Annotated in this window: 23 protein-coding genes; 4 read left to right on the top strand and 19 right to left on the bottom strand. The window is 68.1% G+C overall.

Going from position 1 to position 25,975, the window contains the following annotated elements:
• Nucleotides 1–153 precede the first annotated feature (153 nt).
• Nucleotides 154–1,053 carry a LysR family transcriptional regulator gene (locus ACREYQ_RS07285; protein WP_432260076.1) on the top strand — a complete coding sequence of 300 codons (900 nt, stop codon included), beginning with the start codon at nt 154–156 and terminating at the stop codon, nt 1,051–1,053.
• 130 nt (nt 1,054–1,183) lie between these two features.
• On the opposite strand, the gene ACREYQ_RS07280 is transcribed toward ACREYQ_RS07285, so the two are convergent.
• The 10 genes from ACREYQ_RS07280 to ACREYQ_RS07235 form a co-directional block, all read right to left on the bottom strand.
• Nucleotides 1,184–2,257 (bottom strand): M14 family metallopeptidase, encoded by a 1,074-nt coding sequence (locus tag ACREYQ_RS07280; protein WP_432260075.1) that lies wholly within the window; start codon nt 2,255–2,257, stop codon nt 1,184–1,186.
• A 63-nt stretch (nt 2,258–2,320) separates the two neighbouring features.
• On the bottom strand, nt 2,321–3,085 hold the full coding sequence (locus tag ACREYQ_RS07275; RefSeq protein WP_432260074.1) for a hypothetical protein: 765 nt from the start codon (nt 3,083–3,085) through the stop codon (nt 2,321–2,323).
• An 85-nt stretch (nt 3,086–3,170) separates the two neighbouring features.
• Nucleotides 3,171–3,989, bottom strand: a complete 819-nt coding sequence (locus tag ACREYQ_RS07270) for a M55 family metallopeptidase (protein WP_432260073.1) — start codon at nt 3,987–3,989, stop codon at nt 3,171–3,173.
• On the bottom strand, nt 3,989–5,035 hold the full coding sequence (locus ACREYQ_RS07265; protein ID WP_432260072.1) for a P1 family peptidase: 1,047 nt from the start codon (nt 5,033–5,035) through the stop codon (nt 3,989–3,991). The genes ACREYQ_RS07270 and ACREYQ_RS07265 overlap by 1 nt, the downstream gene beginning before the upstream one ends.
• A 16-nt stretch (nt 5,036–5,051) precedes the next feature.
• Entirely contained in the window at nt 5,052–5,966 is a 915-nt protein-coding gene (gene gsiD / locus ACREYQ_RS07260; protein WP_432260071.1) for a glutathione ABC transporter permease GsiD, read from the bottom strand.
• 7 nt (nt 5,967–5,973) lie between these two features.
• A complete protein-coding gene (gene gsiC, locus ACREYQ_RS07255) occupies nt 5,974–6,894 on the bottom strand; it encodes a glutathione ABC transporter permease GsiC (RefSeq protein ID WP_432260070.1) in 921 nt (306 codons plus the stop codon).
• Nucleotides 6,895–7,126: 232 nt separating this feature from the next.
• Nucleotides 7,127–8,683: a glutathione ABC transporter substrate-binding protein GsiB gene (gene gsiB, locus ACREYQ_RS07250; protein ID WP_432260069.1), complete on the bottom strand. Its 1,557-nt coding sequence runs from the start codon at nt 8,681–8,683 to the stop codon at nt 7,127–7,129.
• 38 nt (nt 8,684–8,721) lie between these two features.
• On the bottom strand, nt 8,722–10,605 hold the full coding sequence (locus ACREYQ_RS07245) for a dipeptide ABC transporter ATP-binding protein (RefSeq protein ID WP_432260068.1): 1,884 nt from the start codon (nt 10,603–10,605) through the stop codon (nt 8,722–8,724).
• Between the two features lie 56 nt (nt 10,606–10,661).
• The gene (locus tag ACREYQ_RS07240) at nt 10,662–11,636 is read right to left on the bottom strand and encodes an isoaspartyl peptidase/L-asparaginase family protein (RefSeq protein ID WP_432260067.1); all 975 of its coding nucleotides are present in this window, start codon (nt 11,634–11,636) and stop codon (nt 10,662–10,664) included.
• Between the two features lie 13 nt (nt 11,637–11,649).
• On the bottom strand, nt 11,650–12,612 hold the full coding sequence (locus ACREYQ_RS07235) for a MurR/RpiR family transcriptional regulator (RefSeq protein ID WP_432260066.1): 963 nt from the start codon (nt 12,610–12,612) through the stop codon (nt 11,650–11,652).
• 295 nt (nt 12,613–12,907) lie between these two features.
• Between ACREYQ_RS07235 and ACREYQ_RS07230 the strand changes: the two genes are divergently transcribed.
• The gene (locus ACREYQ_RS07230) at nt 12,908–14,842 is read left to right on the top strand and encodes an ATP-binding cassette domain-containing protein (protein WP_432260065.1); all 1,935 of its coding nucleotides are present in this window, start codon (nt 12,908–12,910) and stop codon (nt 14,840–14,842) included.
• 87 nt (nt 14,843–14,929) lie between these two features.
• Here ACREYQ_RS07230 and ACREYQ_RS07225 read toward each other — a convergent pair whose 3' ends face one another.
• From ACREYQ_RS07225 to alr, 3 genes are all read right to left on the bottom strand, one after another.
• Complete coding sequence (locus tag ACREYQ_RS07225) at nt 14,930–15,415, bottom strand: disulfide bond formation protein B (protein WP_432260064.1); 486 nt, start codon at nt 15,413–15,415, stop codon at nt 14,930–14,932.
• 159 nt (nt 15,416–15,574) lie between these two features.
• Complete coding sequence (gene radA / locus ACREYQ_RS07220; RefSeq protein ID WP_432260063.1) at nt 15,575–16,936, bottom strand: DNA repair protein RadA; 1,362 nt, start codon at nt 16,934–16,936, stop codon at nt 15,575–15,577.
• Nucleotides 16,937–17,032: 96 nt separating this feature from the next.
• A complete protein-coding gene (gene alr / locus ACREYQ_RS07215; protein WP_432260062.1) occupies nt 17,033–18,154 on the bottom strand; it encodes an alanine racemase in 1,122 nt (373 codons plus the stop codon).
• 570 nt (nt 18,155–18,724) lie between these two features.
• Between alr and lplT the strand changes: the two genes are divergently transcribed.
• Nucleotides 18,725–20,044, top strand: coding sequence for a lysophospholipid transporter LplT (lplT, locus tag ACREYQ_RS07210; RefSeq protein WP_432260061.1), 1,320 nt, complete (start codon nt 18,725–18,727; stop codon nt 20,042–20,044).
• Between the two features lie 136 nt (nt 20,045–20,180).
• Here the strand turns inward: lplT and ACREYQ_RS07205 are convergent, their stop codons facing one another.
• The 4 genes from ACREYQ_RS07205 to tsaB are packed head-to-tail and all read right to left on the bottom strand — an operon-like array spanning nt 20,181 to nt 23,473.
• Nucleotides 20,181–21,320 (bottom strand): DUF1853 family protein, encoded by a 1,140-nt coding sequence (locus ACREYQ_RS07205; RefSeq protein WP_432260060.1) that lies wholly within the window; start codon nt 21,318–21,320, stop codon nt 20,181–20,183.
• Nucleotides 21,295–22,164 carry a uracil-DNA glycosylase gene (locus ACREYQ_RS07200; RefSeq protein WP_432260059.1) on the bottom strand — a complete coding sequence of 290 codons (870 nt, stop codon included), beginning with the start codon at nt 22,162–22,164 and terminating at the stop codon, nt 21,295–21,297. Before ACREYQ_RS07200 ends, ACREYQ_RS07205 begins: the two co-directional genes overlap by 26 nt.
• The gene (rimI, locus tag ACREYQ_RS07195) at nt 22,161–22,721 is read right to left on the bottom strand and encodes a ribosomal protein S18-alanine N-acetyltransferase (RefSeq protein WP_432260058.1); all 561 of its coding nucleotides are present in this window, start codon (nt 22,719–22,721) and stop codon (nt 22,161–22,163) included. The genes ACREYQ_RS07200 and rimI overlap by 4 nt, the downstream gene beginning before the upstream one ends.
• A complete protein-coding gene (gene tsaB, locus ACREYQ_RS07190) occupies nt 22,718–23,473 on the bottom strand; it encodes a tRNA (adenosine(37)-N6)-threonylcarbamoyltransferase complex dimerization subunit type 1 TsaB (protein ID WP_432260057.1) in 756 nt (251 codons plus the stop codon). Before tsaB ends, rimI begins: the two co-directional genes overlap by 4 nt.
• A gap of 130 nt (nt 23,474–23,603) precedes the next feature.
• Between tsaB and ACREYQ_RS07185 the strand changes: the two genes are divergently transcribed.
• Nucleotides 23,604–23,873 carry an acyl-CoA-binding protein gene (locus ACREYQ_RS07185; protein ID WP_432260056.1) on the top strand — a complete coding sequence of 90 codons (270 nt, stop codon included), beginning with the start codon at nt 23,604–23,606 and terminating at the stop codon, nt 23,871–23,873.
• Nucleotides 23,874–23,898: 25 nt separating this feature from the next.
• Here ACREYQ_RS07185 and ACREYQ_RS07180 read toward each other — a convergent pair whose 3' ends face one another.
• Nucleotides 23,899–25,380 carry a DHA2 family efflux MFS transporter permease subunit gene (locus ACREYQ_RS07180; protein ID WP_432260055.1) on the bottom strand — a complete coding sequence of 494 codons (1,482 nt, stop codon included), beginning with the start codon at nt 25,378–25,380 and terminating at the stop codon, nt 23,899–23,901.
• Nucleotides 25,377–25,853 carry an SRPBCC family protein gene (locus tag ACREYQ_RS07175; RefSeq protein WP_432260054.1) on the bottom strand — a complete coding sequence of 159 codons (477 nt, stop codon included), beginning with the start codon at nt 25,851–25,853 and terminating at the stop codon, nt 25,377–25,379. The genes ACREYQ_RS07180 and ACREYQ_RS07175 overlap by 4 nt, the downstream gene beginning before the upstream one ends.
• Nucleotides 25,854–25,975: the final 122 nt, after the last annotated feature.

Genomic DNA, 25,975 nt, shown 5'->3' with positions numbered 1-25,975 from the left:
CCCGGCGTGATTCCCGCGCGGCGCTGGCCAAGTCCTGCCAGGCATGGCGCAGTGCCGCATGGCCCTACCCCTCCCCGCCGACACGGCGCTGGCGCTGGGCGGCGCTACAATGGCCCGCACCTTCCCCGTGCCATTGCCGAACCGTCACGCCCCATGCGATTCGAGGATCTAGAAGCCTTCCTGGTTGTCACCGAGCAGGGCAACCTGCACCGCGCCGCCGACACCCTCGGCATGACCCAGTCGGGCCTGTCCAAGACGCTGGCGCGGCTGGAAGGCGAAGCCGGCATGCCCTTGTTCGAGCGCACCCCGCGCGGGCTGGTGCCGACCAGCGTGGGCCGCACCCTGGCCGCCCACGCGCGCCGGATCTCGCTGGCTGCCGGCGACATGCGCAACGAACTGGCCGAGCAGCGCGCCGCGCGCGCGGGCTCGGTACGGCTGGGCGCCATCCCCTATCTGCTGCCGTCGCTGCTGTCGCCGCTGCTGGCCCGCTTCTTCCTCGCCCGCCCGCTGGCCACGTTCTCGATCGAAACCCACCTGAGCGCGCGCCTGATGGCGATGCTGCAGGACGGCGACGCCGACCTGATCCTGGGCGCCCGCCCGACCAGCCTGCCGGCCGGCATCGCCTGGCTGCCGCTCGGGCCCCTCACCATGCAGATCGTGTCGCGCAGCAGTCATCCGCGCCGCGAGAGCTTCCGCACGCTGGCCGACCTGAGCGGCGAGCGCTGGGTGGTGCCGGCCAGTTCGCTCTACCTGCGCCAGTGGCTGGAGGAACGGTTTACCTCAGTCGGGCTGCCGCCGCCGCGCGTGGCGGTGGAAAGCACGGCGTCGCCGGTGGCGTTTGGCGAACTGCTGCGGCACTCGGACCTGCTCGGCATCATGCCGCCGCGCATGTTGCGCCAGGCCGAGGGCCAGGGCCTGGCGGCGATCGAGGCACCGGGCATGTCGTGGCAGCACGAGCTGGCCGTGCTGTGGCGTGCCGATGGCTACCTGTCGCCGATCTGCCAGGACTTCCGCGACGCGGTGGTGACGTGGTGCGCAGAGATGGAACTGTGACGCGGTGGGCCCAGGGCTCCCGCCAATGGCGGCTGATGTAGAGGAACACCAGCGTGGCGCAGACCCGGCGCCTCGTCCAGTCCGGCAGGATCGGGCTGTGGCGCAAAGGCTTTCGTGAGCATCAGAAACATCAATCGGCCGAGGCAACGGTGTCCCGCACCGCGTCGGTCACCTGCGCCACCACACCCTCGCGCCAGTCGTCGGCGTCGCCATAGAAGGCGCGCCACATCGCGTGGCGGACCAGCGAGCGCTGGTTCTCGTCGGCTTCGGGGTGCCGGTGCAGCCAGTGATCGCCGCGCAGCGCGTCCAGCACCTCGCCCACTGGCAGCGTGCCGAACTCCAGCGCGATGCCGGCATAGTCCACCGTGGGCAGCGTCTGCGGCACGGCATGCCAGGCCAGCCCGGTGAGGTTGGCCGAGGTCGACGAGCCATCGTAGATCGAGGTCACCCGTTTGCCCCAGATCGCGCGCGTGCGCGTGATCGACTCGGGCGTGTCCGGCCCCATGTGGATGGGCTCGCCATAGCCCCACGGCCCGAGGCCGGTATGGACGTCGATCCAGCGCAGCGCCTCGCGCCCGGCGCCGAAGCGCGCCAGGATGCGGCATAGCGTGTAGTTGCTCCAGGTGGCCTTGTCGCCGCCATAGAACATGCCGCCCGGATCCTGGTACTGGCCGCGGCTGACCGCGGCCTGGTACCACGCCATGCCGCGCTCGGCCACGGCCTTCATCAGCTGCGCCTGGTCAGTGTCGGACGGCGGCCATTGCGGCGGCAGCAGCATCGGCGCGATCTCGGCATAGGCCGCGTTCTCCGGCAGCGCCTGCGTGAAATCCATAAAATTGCGGTTCAGGTCGACGTTGTCCTCGTTGACCCGGCGCAGGTGGGAGAAACCGTAGGGATTGATCGCATGCACCAGCAGCAGGCTGGTGTCGGCGGCGGCGCAATCGGCAAGCAGGGCGGCGTCGTGCAGCAACGCCACCTGCGCGCCGGAGCCGGCAAAGCCCTCGGCGCCATGCGTGCCCGAGGTCACCATGATGCAACGGCGCGCCTCGGCCGGGCCGGCCAGCGCCACGTCGATCGCCAGGTCCTCGCCGGCACTGCCGCGCTTGGTGGGATGGGGAAACTGCGCCAGCGCGGCGCCCGCCGTGCGGGCGGCGTCCAGGAACTTCTTGCGGGCTTCGGCGTAGCTGCGAGAGAAATGGCTCATGGCGTCACCAGCGGATGCGATGCAGGCATTAGACGCCAAATCCGCGAGTCTCGCCAGTCGCGGCTAGAACAGCGAGCCCGACTGGAATCCCGCCGGGGCCGGCGGCGGTTCAGTCTCAGGCCCCCAGATGCCGGATGAGGTAAACGCCTGCGGATGCATCTCGATCCCGGCAGCGGCCAGCTGCCCGGCGGTCAGCACCAGGTGACGGGCCAGCCAGTCATGCAGGCTGCGCAGGAAGCGGATGTTGTCCACGCTGTTGGATGCCGCGATCAGCCGTTCCAGCTTCACATGCGCGGTATAGACATCCAGCAGGTTGGTCGCGCGCAGCCGCGGCGGCGTGGACGGGCTGCGCTCGATCGCCAGGATGCGGCGTACCTGCGCGATGCCGATGTCGCCGGTGCGCTGGTACTGTTCGTAGACGCCCTCAAGCGCCGGGAAGCGCACTGTCGGCTGCACGCGCGGCACCGCGGCCACCTTCTCCATGCGCAGCACCAGGTAGCGGATCGCGGCGGCGCGCTCGGCGGCCTGGGCCTGGGCCGGATCGCGCCGGCGGGCCGGGGGCGGCACCTCGGGCAAGGCCGTGCGCAGCACCACATCGCGCTCGGTGTAATCCGGCACCTGCAGCAGCAGGCCCGGATGCGGCACCGCCGCACGCGCGCAGTCGTCGCCAAAGGGATATTCGTGTCCGGCGGCGTCGCGCAGGATATAGGCCTGCCCGGACGGAAAGCCATGGTGGCGGCGGCTCGCGCCCCGCGCATGGCAGCGCGTGGCGAGGTCGACGAAATCCTTGCGTACGGGGATCCAGCCCCCGTCGTGTGCCTGGGTCATGCGTTGTAGTATCGCCTGGGTATTGCTCGACCCGCCATTGTCGCCGATCCGCGCGATCGCCACGGCAATTCGCTTTCTGCGGTGGCTATTTCAGCATGAACGACATCGCCGACAGGCAGTTCAGCATGCGCACCGCCGCCTGCACCGAATCGGCCTGGAAAGACAGCGTGACGCCGTCGCGCCGCTCCAGCGTCGGCCACTGGCAGAAGAGGTCGGCGTGCGCGGGTGTCAGTGTCTGCAAGGTGCAAGCCACCGGTGCGCCGATGCGCAGGCATTGCGCCTGCGCGCGTTCGCGCACCGCGGTTGCGGCCGCCGCGGCAATGGCCTCGCGCGCCGCCGCCGGCGACAGCGAGGTGCCGCTGCCGAAGCCGCCCGCCGACTTGGTCTCGACAAAGCGCACCCACCGCATCAGCACGCGGGTCTCCTGCACGAAGACGTCGTCGCCGCTGGCCATCAGCACCGGCGCGCCAAATTCGCCCGCCAGCGCGGCGTACAGCCCGGCCTCGCCGAGTTCCGTGTCGTTGAGCCAGACCCGCGCAAAGGCGCCACTGTTGATGGTGTGCGCCAGCACGCCGCGGCTCTGGGCGCGGCCGTGGTAGCCGATCATCAGCACGCCGTCGACGCCCGCCTCGACGCCGGCCATCATGCCGAGATAGCGCGGCTTGCCCAGCACCACCCGCGCGCGCGGATCGAGCTGGTCGGGCAACAGGTTGCGGAAGCCGCCGTGCGAGTCATTGACCAGCACCTCGGTGGCCCCGCCGGCAAACGCTCCTTCAATCGCGGCATTGGCTTCGCCGGTCATCCAGGCCCGGGCGCGTTCGTATTCGCCGTTGCCGGGGCGCGTCTGTTCGGCGTGGAAGACGCCGGCCACGCCTTCGATATCGGTGGAAACAAGGATCTTCATCACGCGGCCAGGCCCAGTTCGGGCATCACATCGAGGAGTGCGCGCCGGCCGTGGCCGTCCCGGCCCGGCACCGGTGCGGCATGCCACAGGGCATGCAGGATGGCTTGCTCGACGCTGTCGGCCGCGGCGCGGAACAACGGGTCGAGCCGGGTTTCATGGAGCATGGCGACGGCGGGCATCGGCCGGGCGGCGTCGTGCGGCACGGTATACGCGGTCGAGAACGCGAGTGCGATATCGCCCGAGCCATGCCCGAACACCGAGCCCGTGCGCGCCAGCCCGGCGCCGGCGCGCAGCGACAGCCGGCGCAGCTGGCGCGCGTCCAGCGGGGCGTCGGTGGCAAGGATCATGATGATCGAGCCCTTTTCCGGTTGCGCCACGGTGTCGGGCTGCGCGAGCCGCCGCACCAGCTCCGGGCCGACCAGCCGGCCGGCCACGGTCAGCGATTCCGGCGTGCCGAAATTGGCCAGCACCAGCGCACCCACGCAGTAGCCGCCGGCCAGGCGCGAAGCGGAGCCGATGCCGCCCTTGACGCCGAATGCCGACATGCCGCGCCCGGCGCCGACCGCGCCCTGCACGACGTCCTGCCCGGCACCGGCCAGCGCCGCCTCATAGTGAGCGCTCTGCACCGCCATGCGCTGGATATCGTTCAGGTAGCCGTCATTGCATTCGAACACCAACGGATTGACCGTGGGCAGCGCGCGGCCGATCTCCGGATTGGCCGCCACCGCCGCGCGGATCTGTGCCTGCGCTACCGCACCGACCGAAAAGGTATTAGTCAGCGCCACCGGCGTTTCCAGCACACCCAGCTCGTCCACCTGCACCAGCCCGATGCTCTTGCCGAAGCCGTTCAGCACGGTGGCCGCGGCGGGCACCTTGTCACGGTAGGGATCGCCGGCGTGCGGACGGATCACGGTGACGCCGGTCTGCACGGCGCCGTCGGCCAGCGTGCAGTGGCCGACGGTCACGCCGGCCACGTCGGCAATGCTGTCCAGCGGCCCCGCCGGGAGGCTGCCGACGCGCGGCAGGCCCGTTGTCGATGCGGTCATGTTCAGCGGCCCGGGTTCAGCGGCGGTCGATCTTGGGGTCGAGCGCATCGCGCAGGCCGTCGCCCAGCAGGTTGAAGGCCAGCACGGTCAGGAAGATCGCCAGGCTCGGGAAGATCGCCACGTGCGGCGCGGTCACCATGTCGGCGCGGGCTTCGTTGAGCATCGCCCCCCATTCCGGCGTCGGCGGCTGCGCGCCCAGCCCGAGGAACGACAGGCCTGCGGCGGTGATGATCGAGGTGCCGATACGCATCGAGAAATACACCACGATCGACGACACCGTGCCCGGCAGGATATGGCGCATCAGGATGGTCCAGTCCGACGCGCCGATGCTGCGCGCGGCTTCCACATAGGTCAGCCGCTTGAGCATCAGCGTATTGCCGCGCACCAGCCGCGCGAACGCGGGGATGCTGAAGATGGCCACGGCAAAGATCACATTGGTCATGCCGTTGCCCAGGATGGCCACGATGCCGATCGCCAGCAGGATGCCGGGGAAGGCAAAGAGCACGTCGGAGATGCGCATCACGATGCGGTCCCACCAGCCCTCGTAGTAGCCCGCCAGCAGGCCCAGCACGGTACCGATCACCGCGCCGAGGATCACCGACAGGAAGCCCGCGGCCAGCGAGATGCGCGTGCCGGCCAGGATGCGGCTGAAGATATCGCGCCCGAGCGAATCCACGCCCATCCAGTGCGCGGCCGACGGGCCCGCGTTGAGCGCGTCGTAGTCGAAGAAGTTCTCCGGGTCGTAGGGCACGATATGCGGCGCGACGATGGCAATCACCACCAGCACCAGCACGAATGCGCCGGCGCCCAGCGCCAGGTGCTGCTTGCGGAATTTGCGCCAGAACTCGGTCCAGGGCGTGCGCACGGCCTCCGGCACGGGGGCGGTGGCGGTTGCCGCTTGCGCTGCGGCGGGCGTGGAAAGCTCAGTCATGCCGGCCTCACTTGTAGCGGATGGTTGGGTTGATCACGGTGTAGAGCATGTCCACCACCAGGTTGATCAGGATGAATTCGAGCGAGAACAGCAGCACCTCGGCCTGGATCACCGGGTAGTCGCGCATCTCGACGGCATCGACCAGCAGGCGCCCCAGGCCCGGCCAGTTGAATACCTTCTCCACCAGGATCGAGCCGCCCAGCAGGAAGCCGAACTGCAGCCCCATCATGGTCACCACCGGGATCATGGCGTTGCGCAGGCCGTGCTTGACCACCACCAGCGTCTCGCGCACGCCCTTGGCCCGGGCGGTACGGATAAAGTCTTCCTGCAGCACCTCGATGAACGAGGCGCGGGTAAAGCGCGCCATCACCGCCGCCACCGCGGCGCCCAGCGTGACCGAAGGCAACACGTAGTGCTTCCAGGTGTCCGCGCCGATCGACGGCAGCCAGCCCAGTTGCACCGAGAACACCTCCATCAGCAGCATGCCCAGCGCAAAGGCGGGAAAGGAAATCCCCGAGACCGCCAGCGTCATGCCGAAACGGTCCGGCCAGCGGTTGCGCCATACCGCCGAGCCGATGCCGATGGCCATGCCGAACACCACCGCCCACACCATCGACGCCACCGTCAGCAGCAGCGTGGGCATGAAGCGGTCGCCGATCTCCTCGCTGACCGGGCGCTTGGTGCGCAGCGAATTGCCGAACTCGCCGCGCAGCGCATTGGAAAAGAAGTGGACAAACTGCTCGTGCACCGGCCGGTCCAGGCCCAGGTCCTTGCGCACCAGTTCGACCGTGGCCGAGTCAGCTTCAGGCCCCGCAGCCAGCCGCGCCGGATCGCCGGGCAGCAGGTGGACGAACAGGAACACCAGCACTGCCACGATCAGCAGCGTGGGGATCACGCCCAGCACACGTTTGAGGAAGTAATTCAGCATCACACACCATGAGGAAAGACCGCAGGCCGCCCGCCTGCGACCCCGCGACGCGGGCAGGCGGCCACCTCGGCTTACTGCTTTACTGCTTACTGCTCGGTACTGCGATATGTTGGACTGTTCGTCGTTCCCGCGTAGGCGGGAACCCAGCGTCTTTTGCTTGCGAACCGCTTAGTAAGACGCTGGATCCCCGCCTGCGCGGGGATGACGGCAATCCTCTAGTCGTCGCAGCGATTTACTGCTTGATATCGATCTCGTCGAAATTGAACGATCCGTCCGGCATCACATAGGCACCCGTCAGGCGCTTGTTGCGCGCAAACAGCACCTTCTCGGTCACCAGGAAGGCCCATGGCGCATCCTTCCAGATGCGTTCCTGCGCGTCCTTGTACAGCTTCGCCTTTTCTCCGCGATCCGTCGTGCGCAGCGCGCCCGCGATATCGGCGTCGACCTGGTCGTTCTTGTAATACGCGGTGTTCAGCAGCTTGGGCGGCATCGATTCCGAAGCCAGCAGCGGGCGCAGCGCCCAGTCCGACTCGCCGGTCGACGACGACCAGCCCACGTAGTAGATGCGCACGCCGGCGTCTTCGGGCTTGGGCACGCTTTCCACGCGTTCCACGCGCTGGCCGGCTTCAAGCGCCTGCACCGAGGCCTTGATGCCCACCTGCTGCAGCTGCTGCTGCACGAACTGGATCACCTTCTGCGCGGTGGTGTGGTTGTAGGCCGACCACAGCGTGGTCTCGAAGCCATTGGGGTAGCCGGCTTCCTTCAGCAGCGCGCGCGCCTTGGCCGGGTCATACGGCCACGGGCCCAGCTTCTCGGCATAGTCCACGCCCGGCGGCACTACGCCCTCGGCCGGCACCGCGAAGCCGGAGAAGGCCACCTTGGCAAGCGCGTCCTTGTTGATGGCGTAGTTGATGGCCTGGCGCACCTTGGGGTCGTTGAACGGCTTGACCATGGTGTTCATGGACAGGTAGCGCTGGATAATCGAGGGCGCGGCGATCAGCTCCACCTTCGGGCTGTTCTTCAGCACCGCGGCCTGCTCGAACGGGATGCTGAAGGCAAAGTCGGCCTCGCCGGTCTGCATGATCGCGGCGCGGGTGTTGTTGTCCACCACCGGCTTCCAGGTGATGGTGTCGATCTTCGGGTAGCCGGTCTTCCAGAAGCCGGCGAATTTCTTGCCCTTCAGGTGGTCGGGCTGCTTCCATTCGACAAACTCGAACGGGCCGGTGCCCACCGGGTGGAAGGCAATGTCCTTGCCGTACTTCTGCAGCGCGGCCGGCGAGATCATCACCGCCGACGGGTGCGCCAGCACATTGATGAACGGCGAGAACGGCTCTTTCAGCGAGACCTTGACAGTATTGGCGTCGACCACGTCGGTCCTGGCCACGCGGTTGAACAGCGTATAGCGCTTGAGCTTGTTGGCCGGGTTGGTGACGCGATCCAGGTTGGCCTTGACGGCGGCGGCGTCAAAGGTGGTGCCGTCGTGGAACTTCACGCCCTTCTTCAGCTTGATCGTATATGTCAGCCCGTCCTTGCTGACCTCGTAGCTGTCGGCCAGCACGTTGACCAGCTTCATGTCCTTGTCCATGCCGAACAGGCCCTGGTAGAAGGTCTTGCCGACGGCCTGCGACAGCGTGTCGTTCGAGTCGTACGGATCAAGCGAGGTGAAGGTCGAATATACGGCCATCACGGCATCCTTGGCCGCAAAGGCCGGGGCCGAGACCAGCATGCCCAGCGCGCCGGCGGCAAACGCGCCAGCGAACATTCGGGGCGAAACCATACGTGCAGACATCGTCGATTCTCCTTGGTAACTGCTGTAATTCCGGAACATCAATAGGCACCGCCGACGGCGTGCCGGGCGACAAAGTGGCCGAGCGACCCCCTGCCGGCGACCTGCACCAGCGGCTGCACCACCGGCTCGTCGCCGACCGCGCGGATCGGGCTGGGGATTTCGTCATTGAGCGGCTCGCGCCGCAGGTGGCGCCGCGCCGGATCGGCGATCGGCACCGCCGACATCAGCTTCTTCGTGTAGGGGTGCTGGGGGTTTTCGAAGATCGCGCGGCGCGGACCGATCTCGACGATCTGGCCCAGGTACATCACCGCCACGCGGTGGCTCACGCGCTCCACCACCGCCATGTCGTGCGAGATAAACAGGAAGGCGATGCCCAGCTCGCGCTGCAGGTCCAGCATCAGGTTGACGATCTGCGCCTGGATCGACACGTCCAGCGCCGACACCGACTCATCGGCCACCACCACCTTCGGGTTCAGCGCCAGTGCGCGCGCAATGCAGATGCGCTGGCGCTGGCCGCCCGAAAACTCGTGCGGATAGCGCGCCGCGTGCGAAGGGTCCAGCCCCACCTTGTCGAGCAGCCAGGCCACGCGCTGCCCGGCCTCCTTGCCGCTGGCGACCTTGTGCACCAGCAGCGGCTCCATGATCGAATAGCCCACCGGCACGCGCGGATCGAGCGAGGCGAACGGGTCCTGGAAGATAAACTGGATATTGCGGCGCAGGGTCTGCAGCGCCGGGCCTTCCAGCTTGCTGATGTTCTGCCCGGCAAACTCGATGGTGCCGCTCTGGCTTTCCACCAGGCGCAGCAGCGAGCGTCCCGTGGTGGACTTGCCGCAGCCGGACTCGCCGACCAGCGCCAGCGTCTCGCCGGGATAGAGGTCGAAGCTGACCTGCTCGACCGCATGCACGCGGCGCGTCACGCGGCCGAACAGGCCACCCGGCACGTCGAAGCGCGTCACCAGGTCCTGCACGCGCAGGATGGGGGCCACGCCCGGGGTCACGGTGTCCTGCGGCGCGACCGGCTCAGAGTTGGCACTGTCCAGCTGCAGCAGCGGGAACTTGGCCGGCAGGTCGGTGCCGCTCATGGCGCCAAGGCGCGGCACCGCCGACAGCAGCGCGCGCGTGTACGGGTGCGCGGGGGCACGGAAGACATCGTCCGAGGTGCCCTCTTCCACCTTCTCGCCGCGGTACATCACCAGCACGCGGTCGGCCACTTCGGCCACCACGCCCATGTCGTGGGTGATGAAGACCACACCCATATGCATCTCGGCCTGCAGGCCGCGGATCAGTTGCAAGATCTCGGCCTGGATGGTCACGTCCAGCGCCGTGGTGGGCTCGTCGGCAATCAGCAGCGCCGGCTTGCACGACAGCGCCATGGCGATCATCACGCGCTGGCGCATGCCGCCGGAAAGCTGGTGCGGGTAGCGCTCCAGCACGCGGCGCGCTTCGGGAATGCGCACCAGTTCCAGCATGCGCAGCGCCTCGGCGCGCGCCGCCGCGCGGTTCTTGCCCTGGTGCAGGCGGATCGATTCCGCGATCTGCTCGCCCACCGGGAACACCGGGTTGAGCGAGGTCATCGGCTCCTGGAAGATCATCGCCACGTCGGCGCCGCGCACGCCGCGCAGCGTGGCGTTATCCGCGCGCGCCAGGTCGATCACCTCGCCGCCGCGCCGGCGCAGCGCCATGCTGCCGGAGACGATCTTGCCGCCGCCATGCTCCACCAGCCGCATCAGCGCCAGCGACGTCACCGACTTGCCCGAGCCCGACTCGCCCACCACCGCCAGGGTCTCGCCGCGGTCGACATGGAAGGACAGGTTGCGCACGGCCTCGACGGTGCGCTCGGACGTGGCAAAGCGCACGGTCAGCCCGTCGACCGATACCACCCGCTGCGGTGGCAGCACGATGCCGGACCGGGAGGCTTGCATAGAGGATGTAGCCACTGGAATTCCTTGTAATGCCGGGTGATGCGGGGAGATGGTGCTCAGCCGTAGATCGATACGTTCACGGCCTCGCCCACCCGGGCGAAACCGCGGTACATGCCTTCGGTATTGAATGGCAGCGTGACGTTGCCGGCGCGGTCCACCGCGATCAGGCCACCGCGGCCGTTGATGGCGGGCAGCTTCTCCTTCACCACGCGCCGCGCCGCTTCCTCGAGCGGCAGGCCCGCATAGCGCATCTGCGCGGCCACGTCGTGCGCGGCCACGGTGCGGATAAACATCTCGCCGGTGCCGGTGGCGGACACCGCCGCCACGTCGTCCGCATAGCAGCCCGCGCCGATCACCGGGGTATCGCCCACGCGGCCCACCTGCTTGTTGGTCACGCCGCCGGTGGAGGTGGCCGCGGCCAGGTTGCCGCGGCTGTCGCAGGCGACCGCGCCAACGGTGCCGAACTTGTTGTCGGGGTCGATCGGGTCGCCCAGCCGGATCTCGCCTTGCGCGGCCAGCGCGGCGGCGTCGTGGTCCAGCAGCGCCATGCCGGCGTTGCCGAGCGCGCGCTGCCACTGGTCGTGGCGGGCCTGGGTGAAGTAGTACTCCGGCGCCACCAGTTCCAGCCCGTGTGCCTGCGCGAAAGCCTCGGCGCCGGCGCCGGCAAAAAGCACATGCTCGCTGTGGTCCAGCACCGCGCGCGCGGCCAGCACCGGGTTGCGCAGGCGCGTGACGCAGGCCACCGCGCCGGCGTTGAGCGTGGAGCCGTCCATCACGGCCGCATCGAGTTCATAAGTGCCCGCATGGGTCAGCACGGAACCCTTGCCGGCGTTGAACAACGGGCATTCTTCCAGCAGGCGCACGGCCTCGGTGACCGCATCGAGCGCGCTGCCGCCCTCTGCCAGGATGCGCTGGCCGGCTTGCAGCACGTGCTGCAATGCTTCGATGTATTCGCGTTCGCGGGTGGCATCCATCGCCGCGCGGGTGATGGTACCGGCGCCGCCGTGGATGGCAATGACTGCTGATTGCATAAGGTAAGGAGGCTCAGGACTTCCGGGTATTGGTGGATCGGCCGCGCGCGGCGCCGGCCTTGACTTCGGTGGGCTGCGCGGTCGCGGGCGCGGACCGGCGGGCCGGTTCGGCGTCAGGGGTGCCATACAGCCATGGCAGCAGGAATTCGGTCATTTCGGCGGCGGCCTTGACCGGGCGTTCGGCCCGGTGCGCCACCGCGCCGCACAGCGCCTCGATCAGCGCCAGCACGGTGGCATCGGAGTTGGCGGACAGACGGTTGCCAGCCTGCGCATACAAGGCGATATCGGCCAGCGGCGCCAGCGGCGAGGTCGGCCCGTCGGTCAGCGCCAGTACCTGGCCGCCGCGCGACTTGACGCGTTCGGCCAGTTCGATGCTGTCCGTCACGTAGCGCGGGAAGGCAATCACGATCAGCAGGTCGCTCGGCTGCAGCTTGAACAGCTGCCGCGCCGCATGCGAGGCGCCGCCGACACTTGCCACCGAGGTCACCATGCGGCAATGCATTTCCAGCCCGTGCTGCAGCAGGCCCGCCAGGAAACCGCTGGCACCGAAGCCGGCCACATAGACGCGCTGCGCCGCCAGGATCGCCGAGACTGCGCGCTCGCACGCCTGCGGATCGATGCCGCGCAGCGTGGCTTCGGCATTGGCCGCGGCATCTTCCAGCGAGGCCGCGAAGACCTGGGCCACGGTCGCGGGCCGCTCCAGCTCGCTGCGCAGCCGCTCCACGGGCGCCAGCGTGGCCTCGAAGCCGCGCACCAGCTCAGCCCGGAACTGCGGATAGCCGTCGAACCCCAGCGCCCGCGCAAAGCGGTTGGCCGTGGCCACCGACACCTCGACCGCCGCGGCAAATTCGTCGATGCGCATGGTCGCGGCGCGGAACAGGTTGGCCAGCACATATTCCGCCATGCGGCGGTGCGCCGGCGTCAGCGCCGGCAGGCTGCGCGCAATGCGGTCTGAGATCGAATGGCCTTTAGGCATGGTGAAAGCGGTTGGCGCGGACGGCATGTCATGGCCGTCGTCATGGCGGTCGTTATTGTGAAAATAAATTTACACGCAACCAGCACACAAGAAAATAGAGTTTTGCGAGACCAAGGGTAATCCCTGAATCCGCGCGCCACGCAGGCCCATTGGCGGTGCAGGTTGCCGGGCCGTTTTGCACCGCCACGGCGTGCGCCGCACCGGAAACGCTACAATGCCGGCCAGCGCTCCAGACCCGGCGGTTGCCCGTTTTCTCTGCGCTTTTTCTGTTTTTCACTCAGGCATTTCCCCTCTCGTGATCCGAATCGACCAGCTAGTCCTCCAGCGCGGCACCAAGGTGCTGTTCGACCACACCAGCGTGACGCTCAACCCGGGCGAGCGCGTGGGCCTTGTCGGCGCCAACGGCAGCGGCAAGTCGACGCTGTTCGCGCTGCTGCGCGGCGAGCTGCATTCGGACGGGGGCGATGTCAGTGTGCCGGCGCAGTGGCGCGTCGCCCATGTGGCGCAGGAAACGCCCGCGGTCAACCGCACCGCGGTCGACTATGTGATCGATGGCGACACCCGCCTGCGCGAGATCGAAGCCGCCATTGCCGCCGCGCAGGCCAGCGGCGACGGCAGCGCCGAGGGCGATGCCCACGCCGCCTATGCCGACGCCGACGGCTACACCGCTCCCGCGCGCGCCGAGGCCCTGCTGCTGGGCCTGGGCTTCACGCTGGCGCAGGTATCGCAGCCGGTGGCCTCGTTCTCGGGCGGCTGGCGCATGCGCCTGAACCTGGCGCAGGCGCTGATGTGCCCGTCCGACCTGCTGCTGCTCGACGAACCGACCAACCACCTGGACCTTGACGCCATCGTCTGGCTGGAAGACTGGCTGGCGCGCTATCCCGGCACGCTGGTGATGATTTCGCACGACCGCGAATTCCTCGACGCGATCTGCAACGTCACCGTGCATATCGAGAACCAGCAACTGCGGCGCTACGGCGGCAACTACACGCTGTTCGAGACCCTGCGGCTGCAGCAGATGGCGCAGCAGCAATCGGCCTACGTGCGCCAGCAGAAGGAGATCGCGCACCTGGAATCGTTCATCACGCGCTTCAAGGCCAAGGCCACCAAGGCGCGCCAGGCGCAGAGCCGGGTCAAAGCGCTGGAAAAGATGGAGCGGCTGGCGCCGGTGCACGTGGCTGCGGGCTTCGCCTTTGAATTCCGCGAGCCCGACGCCGCGCCCAACCCGATGATGGTGCTCGACGGTGTCGACTGCGGTTATGCCGAAGCGGAGCCGCCCGTTACCATCCTGCACAACCTGGCGCTGTCGATCCAGACCGGCCAGCGCATCGGCCTGCTGGGCGCCAACGGCCAGGGCAAGTCGACGCTGGTCAAGACCCTGGCCGGCACGCAGGACCCGCTCACGGGCAAGCTGCGCCTGGGCAAGGGCCTGCAGATCGGCTATTTCGCGCAGCACCAACTGGAAACGCTGCGCGACCACGATTCGCCGCTGCAGCATCTGGCACGCCTGGCGCCCGACACGCGCGAGCAGGAACTGCGCGACTTCCTCGGCAGCTTCAACTTCCGCGGCGACATGGCCACCGCGCCAATCGAGCCCTTCTCCGGCGGCGAAAAGGCCCGGCTGGCGCTGGCGCTGATCGTCTGGCAAAAGCCCAACCTGCTGCTGCTCGATGAACCGACCAACCACCTGGACCTCGACACCCGCGAGGCGCTGACCATGGCGCTGGCGCAGTTCGAGGGCACGCTGATCCTGGTCTCGCACGACCGCCACCTGCTGCGCGCCACCGCCGACCAGTTCATGCTGGTGGCCGACGGCACCATCAAGCCCTTCGACGGCGACCTGGACGACTACCGCGACTGGCTGCTGCAACAGGCCGCGGCCAAGCGCAATGCCGCCACCGCCGCGCACCAGGCAGAAAACGCCGGCGATGCCGCGGCTGCGGTCAACCGCAAGGACCAGCGCCGCGCCGAAGCCGACGAGCGCCAGCGGCTGTCGGCGCTGCGCAAGCCGCTGACCAAAGAACTGGAGAAGGTCGAAAAGCGCATGGCGGTGCTGCAAACCGCCAAGGAGGAGATCGACCAGTTCATGGCCGATGAAAGCAGCTATGCCGAGGCCAGCAAGGCGAAGCTGATGGACATGCTCAAGCGCCAGGGCGAGGTCAACGGCGAGCTGGAGACGCTGGAAGAAAAGTGGCTGGAACTGCAGGAGCAGATCGAGCAGATTGCGTAATCCGGTTCGAGCCCCCTCCCTAGCACCACCGCAAACAAGAAACGGCGCCAATGGCGCCGTTTCTTGCCTTGGTAACTTCCCCTGGACTCAGCGGAAATTCTTCTCCCGCCGGATCAAGCCCACCGCCAGCGTCAGCGTCAGCACAAACAGCCAGATCAGCGACCATACCGGCACCGACAGCCCCAGCACCGGCGGCAGCGGCGCGGTGCACAGGCCATCGGCGTAGAACACCTGCGGCAGCACCTTGGCTGTCGGCAGCGCGTTGACCCAGTTCTCCAGCGGGTCGATGCCGCAGCTGGCCTTGGGATTGAGCAGCAGCGATACATGGTAGACCGCCACCGCAATGCCGGCGATGCCCGACAGCATGCCCAGCCCCTGCCACAGCGAGCGCGTGTTCTGCGCCACCACGGCCAGCAGCGAGAAGATGCCGATGCCGATAAAGGCAAAGCGCTGCATCACGCAGAGCGGACAAGGCTGGTAGCCCTTTTCAAACTGCAGGTAGAGCGCAACGCCGACCAGGCCAAAGGAGACGATGGCGATCAGCAGGAAATAGGCGCGGGAGTTGGCTTGCATAGTTGGTGATCAGGTGTTCCGGCAAACGGTGCCGTCAGGGTGCCGTCAGTGTTGGGCGCGGCATTGCTGCGCATTATTACCCATTTTGCAGCGCCTGCAGTTGGCGCCACATGCAGCGCAAGCCCCCTGCCCTGTGGCGGATTGACGCAGCGCCCATGGTCAGTCCAGGTGGCGCACGCGGTCGATGGCCTGCTCGATGCGCTCCACCGCAATCACTTCGAGACCGTCGATCTTCTGCTTGGGCGCGTTGGCCTTGGGGATTACCGCCAGCGTGAAGCCCAGCTTGGCGGCTTCCTTCAGGCGCTCCTGCCCGCGCGGGCTGGGGCGGATCTCGCCCGCCAGGCCGACTTCGCCGAACACCACCAGGCCGCGCGGCAGCGGCTTGTTGCGCATCGACGAGTGGATCGACAGCAGCACCGCCAGATCGGCGGCGGGTTCGGTGATCTTGACGCCGCCCACCGCGTTCAGGAACACATCCTGGTCAAAGCAGGCGATCCCCGCATGCCGGTGCAGCACCGCCAGCAGCAGCGCCAGCCGGTTCTGCTCCAGCCCGACCGCCAGCCGGCGCGGGTTGGGCACGTGGGCGGTGTCGACCAGTGCCTGGATCTCCACCAGCAGCGGGCGCGTACCCTCCTGCGTCACCAGCACGCACGAGCCCGGCACGGTCTCTTCGTGCTGTGACAGGAACAAGGCCGACGGATTGCTGATGCCACGCAGCCCGCGCTCGGTCATCGCAAACACGCCCAGCTCATTGACCGCGCCGAAGCGGTTCTTGAAGGCGCGGATCAGCCGGTGCGACGAATGGGTATCGCCCTCGAAATACAGCACCGTATCGACGATATGCTCCAGCACGCGCGGACCCGCCAGGCTGCCTTCCTTGGTCACGTGGCCAACCAGGATGATGGTGATGCCGCTGCTCTTGGCAATGCGCGTGAGCTGCGCCGCGCATTCGCGCACCTGCGCCACCGACCCCGGCGCCGAGGTCAGCGCCTCCGAGTACAGCGTCTGGATCGAGTCGATCACCGCCACTTCGGGCTTTTCCACTTCCAGCGTGGCCTGGATCTTCTCCAGCTGGATTTCAGCAAGCAGCCCCAGCGACGGACTCTCCACGCCCAGGCGCTGCGCGCGCAGCGCGATCTGCGCACCGGATTCTTCGCCGCTGACATAGAGCACGCGGCGCTGGCCGGCCAGGTTGGCCAGCGCCTGCAGCAGCAGCGTTGACTTGCCGATACCGGGATCGCCGCCGATCAGCACCACGCCGCCTGACACCAGCCCGCCGCCCAGCACGCGGTCGAATTCATCGATGCCGCTGGAGAAGCGCGGCACGTCGGCGGCATCGATCTCCGACAGCTTGCGCACCGTGGCCGAGGCGGCCAGCGGCTGGAAGCGCTTGTTCGAGGCGGACTCAGCCACCGTCTCCACCAGCGTGTTCCACTGCTGGCAATGCGGGCACTGGCCGGCCCAGCGCGGCGTGGTGCCGCCGCATTCGGTGCACGTATAGACAGTCTTGGTCTTGGCCAACGGATGTCCTTCCAGGAAAAAAACGAACCGGGCCCACAAGTGACCCGGCCGGCAGATGGCAAGTGCGCGGGCCTGCGCCCGCACTAACGCGCCGGATCAGGCCACGGCAGGCGCGGTGCTGTCCGGGGCGGTGATCGTCGCCACCGAGGTCGGCACGCGCGGCGCCAGCGCGCACATCAGTTCGTAGCCCACGGTGCCGCTGGCCTGCGCCACTTCGTCGATCGGCAGGCCCTGGCCCCACAGCGTGACCGGACTGCCGACCCTGGCCTTCGGGCATGGGGTCAGGTCCACGCACAGCATGTCCATGGACACGCGCCCGACCAGTTCGGTGCGCACGCCATCGACCAGCACCGGCGCACGTTGCTCGCCCCAGCCCGACGCATGGCGCGGGTAGCCGTCGGCATAGCCGCAGGCCACCACGCCGATGCGCATCGGCCGCTCGGCGGTGAACAAGGAGCCGTAGCCGACGGTATCGCCCGCCTGCAGGTCCTGCACCGAGATCAGCTCGCTGTGCAGCGACATGGCGGGCTGCAGGCCGGTGCCGGCGATGTCGGCGTCGCGGCCCGTGGGCGAGGCGCCGTACAGGATGATGCCCGGACGCACCCAGGCGCGGTGCGCCTGCGGATGCCACAGCACCGCGGCGGAATTCGACAGGCTGGCCTCGCCCGGCAAGTTCGCCGTGGCGGCATCGAACGCCTCGACCTGGTGGGCGATGCCCCGCGGACTATCCGCATCGGAAAAATGCGTCATATGGACAATACTGCCCACGCAGGGCATGGCGCGGGCGCGCTCCCAGGCGGTACGGTACGCCGCCGGGTGGAAGCCGAGCCGGTTCATGCCGGTATTGAGCTTGAGCTGGATCGCCAGCGGCCCCTTGGGGCGTGCGCTTTCCAACATGCGCAGTTGCTCGTCGCAGTGGATCGCCGTAGTCAGGCGGTATTGTTCGATGATGGCCACGTCCTGCGCCTGGAAGAAGCCCTCCAGTAGCAAGATCGGGCCCTGCCAGCCGAGATCGCGCAGCAGCACGGCCTCGTTCAGGTCCAGCAGGCCGAAGCCGTCCGTACCCCGCAATGCAGCAAAGACGCGGCGGATACCGTGGCCGTAGGCGTTGGCCTTGACCACTGCCCAGATGCGCGAATCCGGCGCCTTGCGGCGGATGACGTCGAGGTTGTTGGCCAGGGCGGGTTGATGGATGACAGCTTGGATGGGTCTTGGCATGGGAATCACATCTCGGAAGCAGAGGAGCACGCGGGCGGCGCGGCCGGCATGTGCGGCCGGCGCGGGCGCTGAAGGCAGGGCTCGGTCTCAGTGTCGATGGCGCAAACGTCACCTGTCGGTGTGCCGCAGCACGTTGGGGCGACCGGGATGCGGGATGCCCGCAATTGGCATGCCCATGTTTCCCAGTCACCATATATCTGTCAGACCGCGCACCAGATCAGGGAAGACCCGGTCCACTGGCGGCGGCCGCAGCCGTTATTTGAACACATTCAGATGCTGTTGCCGGAGGTCATCGGGGAATCGGCACGGCAATTTGCTGTCAAAAAGAGCCCATGCCGGGGTTCGGGAATGTCATGTTTTCGTGATATAAAGCCGGACGCTCCGGCCATGTTCTAAAAGCGAAGCAATATGTCAATGACTGTCAGGCAAGCCTCACGGCGCCGCAGCGTAGCACCACCGACACAATTCGACACGGCTGCGGCACAAGGTTCCCTGCAAACCATGGCCTCGCCGGCGGGCACCAGCCTGGCCAACCTGAGCGGAGTTCGCGATGGAGAGAAAGTCGACAGCATGAAGAAGGGTTTTTACACCATCATGGCCGCGCAGTTTTTTTCTTCGCTGGCCGACAATGCCTTGCTGATCGCCGCCATCGCCCTTCTCACCGAGCTGCATTCCCCGCAGTGGATGACCCCGCTGCTCAAGCTGTTCTTCGTCCTCTCCTACGTCGTTCTCGCCGCCTTCGTCGGCGCCTTTGCCGACTCCATGCCCAAGGGGCGGGTGATGCTCATCACCAATGCCATCAAGGTGGTCGGCTGCGCCATCATGATGTTCGGGCTGCACCCGCTGCTGGCGTACGGCATCGTGGGATTCGGCGCGGCGGCGTACTCGCCGGCCAAGTACGGCATCCTGACCGAACTGCTGCCGCCCGAGAAGCTGGTGATGGCCAACGGCTGGATCGAGGGCCTGACGGTGGGTTCGATCATCCTGGGCACTGTGGTGGGCGGCGCGCTGATCTCGGTGCATGTCTCCAACCTCCTGCTGCGCTTTGACATGCCCTATATCAATACGGGCATCGACACGCCGGCCGAGGCCGCGATGGTGGTGATCATGCTGTTCTACGTGATCGCCTCAGTCTTCAACCTGTTTATCCCCGACACCGGCGCCCGCTATCCGGCGCAGGAAAAGAACCCGATCAAGCTGATTGCCGAGTTCGGCGACTGCTTCGTCGCCCTGTGGCGCGACAAGCTGGGCCAGATCTCGCTGGCGGTGACCACGCTGTTCTGGGGCGTGGGCGCCACGCTGCAGTTCATCGTGCTGAAGTGGGCAGAGAAATCGCTGGGCCTGAACCTGTCCCAGGGCGCGCTGCTGCAGGCTGTGGTGGCCGTCGGCGTGGCCGTGGGCGCGATCCTGGCCGCGGCGCGCATCCCGCTGCGCAAGTCGCTGTCGGTGCTGCCCTTCGGCGTGGCGATGGGTGCCACCGTGATGCTGATGGCGTTCTACACCAAGGACGCGATGCCCCAGGTCACGCTGGACGTGCTGGGCATGCACATGCCGCTGTACATGGCCATCGCCTATGTGTTCCTGATGGTGGTGGGCGCCATGTCGGGCTACTTCGTGGTGCCGATGAACGCGCTGCTGCAGCATCGCGGCCACGTGCTGCTGTCGGCCGGCCACTCGATCGCGGTGCAGAATTTCAATGAGAACGTCTCGGTGCTGCTGATGCTGTGCCTGTACGCGCTGCTGATCAAGGTGAACGCGCCGATCGGCCTGGTCATCATCGCGCTGGGCCTGTTTATCGTTGTAACCATGGCGCTGGTGCTCAAGCTGCACAAGTACAACGTGCGCACCTTCAACTCGCTGGCGATGATCGGCGAGGACAAGCACCACTGAGGCGCAAAGACGCTGGATCCCCGCCTTCGCGGGGATGACGCTTCGAAGGCTCTCGGGGGGTTCAAAACTCGTCGTTCCCGCGTAGGCGGGAACCCAGCGACTTTGAAGGCGCCACGCCGGCCTCGGTCCGCTCTAGTCAGTCTGCCTGACCAGCCCCCTCATTCGGCCCCGCCCGCAACGGCTCCGCCGCCCGCGCCAGCGCCCGCTCTTCCCACCCCGGCGGCACCACGAACCCGCGCGAGCATTCGCGCCACCAGCCCGGCGCCTGCGGCCCGGCGGGCTCCAGTTCGCACAGCATCACCGGCGACTCGCGCCGCCAGCCATGGTCATGGCGCGGATCGGCGAAGCGCTGCGCCAGCATCGCTTGCAGCGCGCCGACCTCTTCCGTGCCGGATTCGGGCACCAGTGCGCCAGACAGCCACCCGGTACGCGGCAGGCGGCACCAGCGCAAGCCCGGCCGCGCCGCGGCGCGGGCGGCCCAGCCGTCGAGCGTGGTCCACCAGCCGTGCAGATGGTCTGGCGCGATGCCGAGCACATCCAGCCCCAGGGGCACCCGCCCGTCGCGATAAAACAGCCAGCCCAGCAGGTAGACTTCGCTGCGGTCGACCGTATGCCCCAGCAGGGCCTGCGCCTCCGCCGTGCGCCCCAGCGGCAGCTGCCGGTGCACGATGTGGCCCAGCTTGTCGCCAAGGCGGTCGACCAGGTTCGGGCCGACAAAGTCCTGGGCGCGCGCAGCGTCGCTGTCGCCGGGGGCCATCAGGTAGAACTTGGCCGCCATCTCCCAGTGGACCACCGCACCGGATGCCTGCTCGCGCCAGACGAAGTCCAGCTCGCCCAGCGTGCGTACGCCGTGCCGGCCCGCGCGCCGCACCGGCACGTTGGCGGCGAGCAGCGACAGTCCCTGCATATGGCGCAGCGCAAAATGCAGCAGCCGCTCGGCATGGCGGCCCAGGCGCAGGCTGCGGCTGGCGGGGTCCTGGTCGGGATCGTCGGCGGAAGGGGCGGCGTTGCCGTCGGCCAGTTCATCGATGGTGGCGGGCAGCGTGGCGGGGTCCGCGGTTTCCAGCCAGTGCTGCCAGGCGGCCAGCGTGCCGGCAGGCCAGCGCGCCAGGGCCGCGCCCGGCACCTCTGCCAGCAGCGGCGGCGACAGCGTGGTCCAGGCCAGGTCGCGCGTGCGCGCCGACGCGGCGCGGCGCCACAGCGGCGGGCCCGACGGCCCGTGGCCGTCGCCGCCGCGGGTCAGAGAGAGGTCAGGCCCCAGCTCCCGCACGGTCATGGACCTCCCGGGCCAGGCACAGGTCTTCCCAGGCGCGCGCCTTGTCAGTCAGGGTGCGCAGCAGGTAAGCGGGGTGGTAGGTCACCACCACGGGGATGCCTTCATAGGTATGCACGTTGCCGCGCAGCTTGCCGATGGGCGTGGTGGTGCGCAGCAGCGACTGCGCCGCGAAGCGGCCCAGCACCACGATCACCCTGGGCTTGAGCAGCGCGATCTGCCGGCGCAGGAAGGGTTCGCACTGCGCCACCTCTTCCGGCTCCGGGTTGCGATTGCCGGGCGGGCGGCACTTGAGCACGTTGGCAATGAACACATCGCGCCCGCGCGCCAGCCCGAGTGCGCCCAGCATATTGTCGAGCAGCTTGCCGGCCTGGCCCACGAAGGGCTCGCCCTGCAGGTCCTCGTTCTCGCCGGGGGCTTCGCCCACCAGCATCCATTCGGCCTGCCGGTCGCCCACGCCGAACACGGTATTGGTGCGGGTCTGGCACAGGCCGCAGGCGGTGCAGCCGGCCACGGCGGCATCCAGCGCCGGCCATGCCATTGCGGCGATGGCGGCTTCGCGGTCCGCCTGCGCCGGGCCGGGCTCCGGATTCGCGGGAACCAGCGACGGGACGACGGGCGGCCGGGAGACAGTCGGCGCCACTGGCGCCGGCACGGTCTCAACGGGATCGGCAACCGCTGCGGCAACCGGGACAGCCGTTTGAGCCACGGGCGCCTCGACCACAGGCACCGCAGCCTGCGCCGCCGCTATCTCAGGCGCGGCTTCCGTCTGGGCGTCCTTGCCCTCGCGCGGCACCCACTCAGTCGAGATGCCCAGCACTTCCAGGAACTGTGCGCGGCGGCTCATGCCTTGCCCTCCGTGCCTTCATTGGCGGCGGCCTGCTCCGGCCAGGCGCGGCGCAGCACCAGCGCGTCTTCGCGCTTGCCGCCGTGGGCCGGGTAATAGCCCTTGCGGCGCCCGATCTCGGCGAATCCCGCGGCCTGGTACAGCGCGATCGCCCCGATATTGGACGGGCGCACTTCCAGCAGCATGGTATGGATGCGGTGCGCGTGCGAGGTGGCCAGCACCACCGCCAGCATCAGCCGCCCCAGCCCCTGGCGCTGGCGCCGCGGCTCCACGGTGATATTGAGCAGGTGCATTTCATCGACCACCGGCATCAGCACGGCGTAGGCCACCAGCGTGCCCGAGGGGTCGCGCAGCGTCAGGCCGAGATGCCCGGACTTGACCGAGTTCTCGAAATTGCCGCGCGTCCACGGATGGCTGTAGGCGCGCGCCTCGATGCCCGCCACCGCTTCCAGGTCCAGCGCGCTCATGCGGCCCAGCGCCCAGCCGTCCGGCAGCGCCGGCATGGCGGGCACCGCCGGCCAGTGATTGCGGTCATCGAGCGGATAGGCCGCGCTCACGATGCGCTCCCGGCCTGGGCGGCCGCGCGCGCGGCAGCGGCGGCTTCGCGTTCGGCGATGGTCTGGGCGACCTTGTCGCGCAGGTAGATGGGCATGGCCTGGTCGGCGTCGATGGCCTCGCCGCGCGCCAGTGCGCGCAGGGCGATGGCGACCATCGGCTGCGCATGGGGCATCGCCTCCGGCAGCACGCGCGACGCGCGCGCCAGGCCCGCCAGCCGCTCGCCAAAGACGGCGGCGGCATTGCCGGCCAGCCAGAACGCGCCGTCAGGCACCGGCACGGTTTCCGGCGCGCTGACCCGCATCGGCGTGAGTTCCGCCCATTCACCCGCGCCGGCATGCCAGCGGAAGGCCGCGGAATAGGCCTCGTCCATGCGCGCATCCAGCGCCACCAGCACGGCGGTATCGTCCGGCAGCGCCGGCGTGGCGGCACGCGCGTGCTCGGCACAGGTCATCAGGGTATTGACCGGAACCACCGGCAGCCCGGCGCCGAACGCCAGGCCCTGCGCCACGCCGCAGGCGGTGCGCAAGCCGGTGAACGAGCCCGGGCCGGCACCAAAGGCGATGGCGGCGCAGTCGGCCAGTGCGATGCCGGCCTCGGCCAGCAATTCACCGGCGGCCGGCAGCACCCGTGCCGACGAGCGTGCGCCGGTGTGCTCATGGCGCACCAGGCACTCGATTCCGGCACCGGCCGCACGTCCGAGCGCGACCGAGCACCACTCCGTAGAAGTTTCAACAGCAAGAATCCAGGACATGCCGCGATTGTATCCGGTGATGCCCGGAATCGAGGGCTTCTTCGGTTTTATACGGACGGCGCGGGGCCGCCGGACGGCTATCATCGGCCTCTCACTTTCGCAATCCAGACAGCACATACGGAGGAACCCCATGAGCGACCTGCAGGCACGCTTCGACCAGGCCCAGATCGACGTCAAGCAACTGAGCGAGCGCCCCAGCAATATGTCCCTGCTGCGCCTGTACGCCCTGTTCAAGCAAGGCAGCGAGGGCGACGCCCACGGCGACAAGCCCGGCATGGCCGATTTTGTCGGCCGCTACAAGTTCGAAGCCTGGGAAGCCCTGCGCGGCACCGCGCGTGAACAGGCGATGGAGCAATACATCGCGCTGGTAGAAGAGCTGCGCAGCGGCGCGGCCAGCTAAGCCAGAGCTGCCAGGCCCGGCGGCCTCAGGCCGCCGGCACCGGCCGCGGCCGGATCCGCCACGCCGCGAGCATCGCGATGGCGATCACCACGCCCACGGCCAGGAAGGTTTCATCGAAGGCAGTGATGCGCGCCGCCTGCACGGCGGCGTCGCCGGCCTGGCCCAGCGCCGCGCCGTGCTCCGCAAGCCGCCATTGCAGCCCCACGCCCGCCAGGCTCACGCCGATGGCCCCGCCCAGCTGGCGCAGGAAGTTGATGCAGCTCGATCCCTGCGCGATCAGCGTGAAGTCCACTCCGCGCATCGCCCCCAGCGTCAGCGACGGCAGGATGCAGCCCAGCCCGATCCGCCCCAGCACCGCCAGCGCCACCAGCAACATATAGGGCGTGGAGGGCGACCCCAGTGCCATCAGCAGGAACGACAGCGACAGCAGCGCCAGCCCGAACGACACCTGGACATGCGGCGAGATCCGCTGCGTGAAGCGCCCCGCCACGGCGATCGTCAGCGCCAGCACCACCCCCGCCGGGAACAGCACCAGGCCGGCGCGCGACGGCGTGTATTCCAGCGCCATCTGCATGTAGACCGGCAACAGGTAGGTCGAGCCGAACAACCCCGCGCCGTAGATAAAGGCCACCACCGCCCCGGCCGCGAACTGCCGGTAGCTGTAGAGCCGCATATTCATCAGCGGATAGGCCGCGCGCAGCTGCCACATCACGAACGCCGCCAGCATCAGCACGCCGAAGCCGAGCAGCGCCATGCCCGCCGGCACGCTCTCGCGCATCTCCACCACGCCATTGAGCAGGCTCACCGTGGCAATGCCGGCCAGGCCCAGACCGCGCCAGTCCAGCGGCTGGCGCTCGCCCATCATGGTCGAATCCACCGCCATGAAGCGCCGCGCCATCAGCACGCCGACCAGCGTCAGCGGCACCACCACAAAGAAGATCGAACGCCAGCCAAAGGCCTCGACCAGGAACCCGCCCAGGCTCGGCCCCAGCGCCGGCGCGAGCACCACGCCAAAACCGAACATGCTGACGGCCTTGCCCTGCTCGCGCTCTTCGAACACCCGCAGGATCAGGATATTCGGCAGCGGCTGCATGATGCCTGCGGCAATGCCCTCGATCACACGCATCGCGATCATCACGCCGTAGGTCGGTGAAAAGCCGCCGAACAGCCCGCCCGTGCCCAGCAACACCAGCGCTCCCAGGAAGGTGCGGCGCAGCCCGTAGCGGTTCAGCAGCCAGGGCGTCAGCAGCATCGACAGCGTCATCGCGATCATGAAGCTGGCGGCCACCCATTGCGCGCGCTCCTGCCCCAGCACGAAATGCCGGCTAAGGTCCGGAATGGCGACATTGATAATGGTGGACGAAACGATCGACGAGACCGTGCCCAGCATCAGCGTCACCAGCACCAGCCAGCGCAGCCGGTCGCCGTAGCGCGCACGCAGCGCCTGCCGGGTCGGCAGTCCCGGCCGCTGGCCGGAACCCTCCGGCGTCACGGAGCCCTCGCTCACCCCAGCCGCCCGGTGTCGGCGATCTCGCGGATCTTGCGGACGGTGTCGATGTCCGCCGCGTGGTAGGCAGACTTGACGATCTCGGCGTAGCGGTCGTCGCCGCGGTCATCAACGGCCGGCATGGTGGTGTCGTAGATAAAGCGCAGCAGCAGCGCACCCGGTCCCGGGGTCTCGATTGCCATGGTCAGCGTGCCGCCGGCATGGTCGGCCGTGGCCGCGGTTTCATAGCGCACCAGCCGGCGCGGCTCGTAGACCACGCGGTCCTCGATCGACGCTTCGCCAAAATGCAGCACGCGGTCGATCCAGTTGTCGCCGCGGCCCACCACCTCGGCGCGGTCCAGCCCCAGCACGAAGAGTTCGGGAGACTCGGCGCGCAGCACCAGGCCTTGCCACAACTGGTCAGCCGTCAGCGGATCCAGTTGTGGATTGCCCGGATCGTTGATCTCAACCAAGTGCTCGAAACGCAACTTCATTCTCCCAGTCTGCAATAAGTCGATATTATGAAGTCTCCGCGTATTCGGGAGACCTTTTTGTCTACGCGGTGCAACACGGCTTGACACGGGCCCTTGCCCTTCATCGACCAATACTGACGCCG

Source organism: Cupriavidus sp. TMH.W2, assembly GCF_050847365.1.
In the GTDB taxonomy this organism is placed as follows: Bacteria; Pseudomonadota; Gammaproteobacteria; order Burkholderiales; family Burkholderiaceae; genus Cupriavidus.
This window is presented reverse-complemented; position numbering and strand designations above follow the sequence as displayed.

Coding starts and splice junctions, on each gene's coding strand:
- ACREYQ_RS07285 (WP_432260076.1), top strand. CDS start 154: ATGCGATTCGAGGATCTAGAAGCCTTCCTGGTTGTCACCGAGCAGGGC.
- ACREYQ_RS07280 (WP_432260075.1), bottom strand. CDS start 2,257: ATGAGCCATTTCTCTCGCAGCTACGCCGAAGCCCGCAAGAAGTTCCTG.
- ACREYQ_RS07275 (WP_432260074.1), bottom strand. CDS start 3,085: ATGACCCAGGCACACGACGGGGGCTGGATCCCCGTACGCAAGGATTTC.
- ACREYQ_RS07270 (WP_432260073.1), bottom strand. CDS start 3,989: ATGAAGATCCTTGTTTCCACCGATATCGAAGGCGTGGCCGGCGTCTTC.
- ACREYQ_RS07265 (WP_432260072.1), bottom strand. CDS start 5,035: ATGACCGCATCGACAACGGGCCTGCCGCGCGTCGGCAGCCTCCCGGCG.
- gsiD (WP_432260071.1), bottom strand. CDS start 5,966: ATGACTGAGCTTTCCACGCCCGCCGCAGCGCAAGCGGCAACCGCCACC.
- gsiC (WP_432260070.1), bottom strand. CDS start 6,894: ATGCTGAATTACTTCCTCAAACGTGTGCTGGGCGTGATCCCCACGCTG.
- gsiB (WP_432260069.1), bottom strand. CDS start 8,683: ATGTCTGCACGTATGGTTTCGCCCCGAATGTTCGCTGGCGCGTTTGCC.
- ACREYQ_RS07245 (WP_432260068.1), bottom strand. CDS start 10,605: ATGCAAGCCTCCCGGTCCGGCATCGTGCTGCCACCGCAGCGGGTGGTA.
- ACREYQ_RS07240 (WP_432260067.1), bottom strand. CDS start 11,636: ATGCAATCAGCAGTCATTGCCATCCACGGCGGCGCCGGTACCATCACC.
- ACREYQ_RS07235 (WP_432260066.1), bottom strand. CDS start 12,612: ATGCCTAAAGGCCATTCGATCTCAGACCGCATTGCGCGCAGCCTGCCG.
- ACREYQ_RS07225 (WP_432260064.1), bottom strand. CDS start 15,415: ATGCAAGCCAACTCCCGCGCCTATTTCCTGCTGATCGCCATCGTCTCC.
- alr (WP_432260062.1), bottom strand. CDS start 18,154: ATGCCAAGACCCATCCAAGCTGTCATCCATCAACCCGCCCTGGCCAAC.
- lplT (WP_432260061.1), top strand. CDS start 18,725: ATGAAGAAGGGTTTTTACACCATCATGGCCGCGCAGTTTTTTTCTTCG.
- ACREYQ_RS07205 (WP_432260060.1), bottom strand. CDS start 21,320: ATGACCGTGCGGGAGCTGGGGCCTGACCTCTCTCTGACCCGCGGCGGC.
- ACREYQ_RS07200 (WP_432260059.1), bottom strand. CDS start 22,164: ATGAGCCGCCGCGCACAGTTCCTGGAAGTGCTGGGCATCTCGACTGAG.
- tsaB (WP_432260057.1), bottom strand. CDS start 23,473: ATGTCCTGGATTCTTGCTGTTGAAACTTCTACGGAGTGGTGCTCGGTC.
- ACREYQ_RS07185 (WP_432260056.1), top strand. CDS start 23,604: ATGAGCGACCTGCAGGCACGCTTCGACCAGGCCCAGATCGACGTCAAG.
- ACREYQ_RS07175 (WP_432260054.1), bottom strand. CDS start 25,853: ATGAAGTTGCGTTTCGAGCACTTGGTTGAGATCAACGATCCGGGCAAT.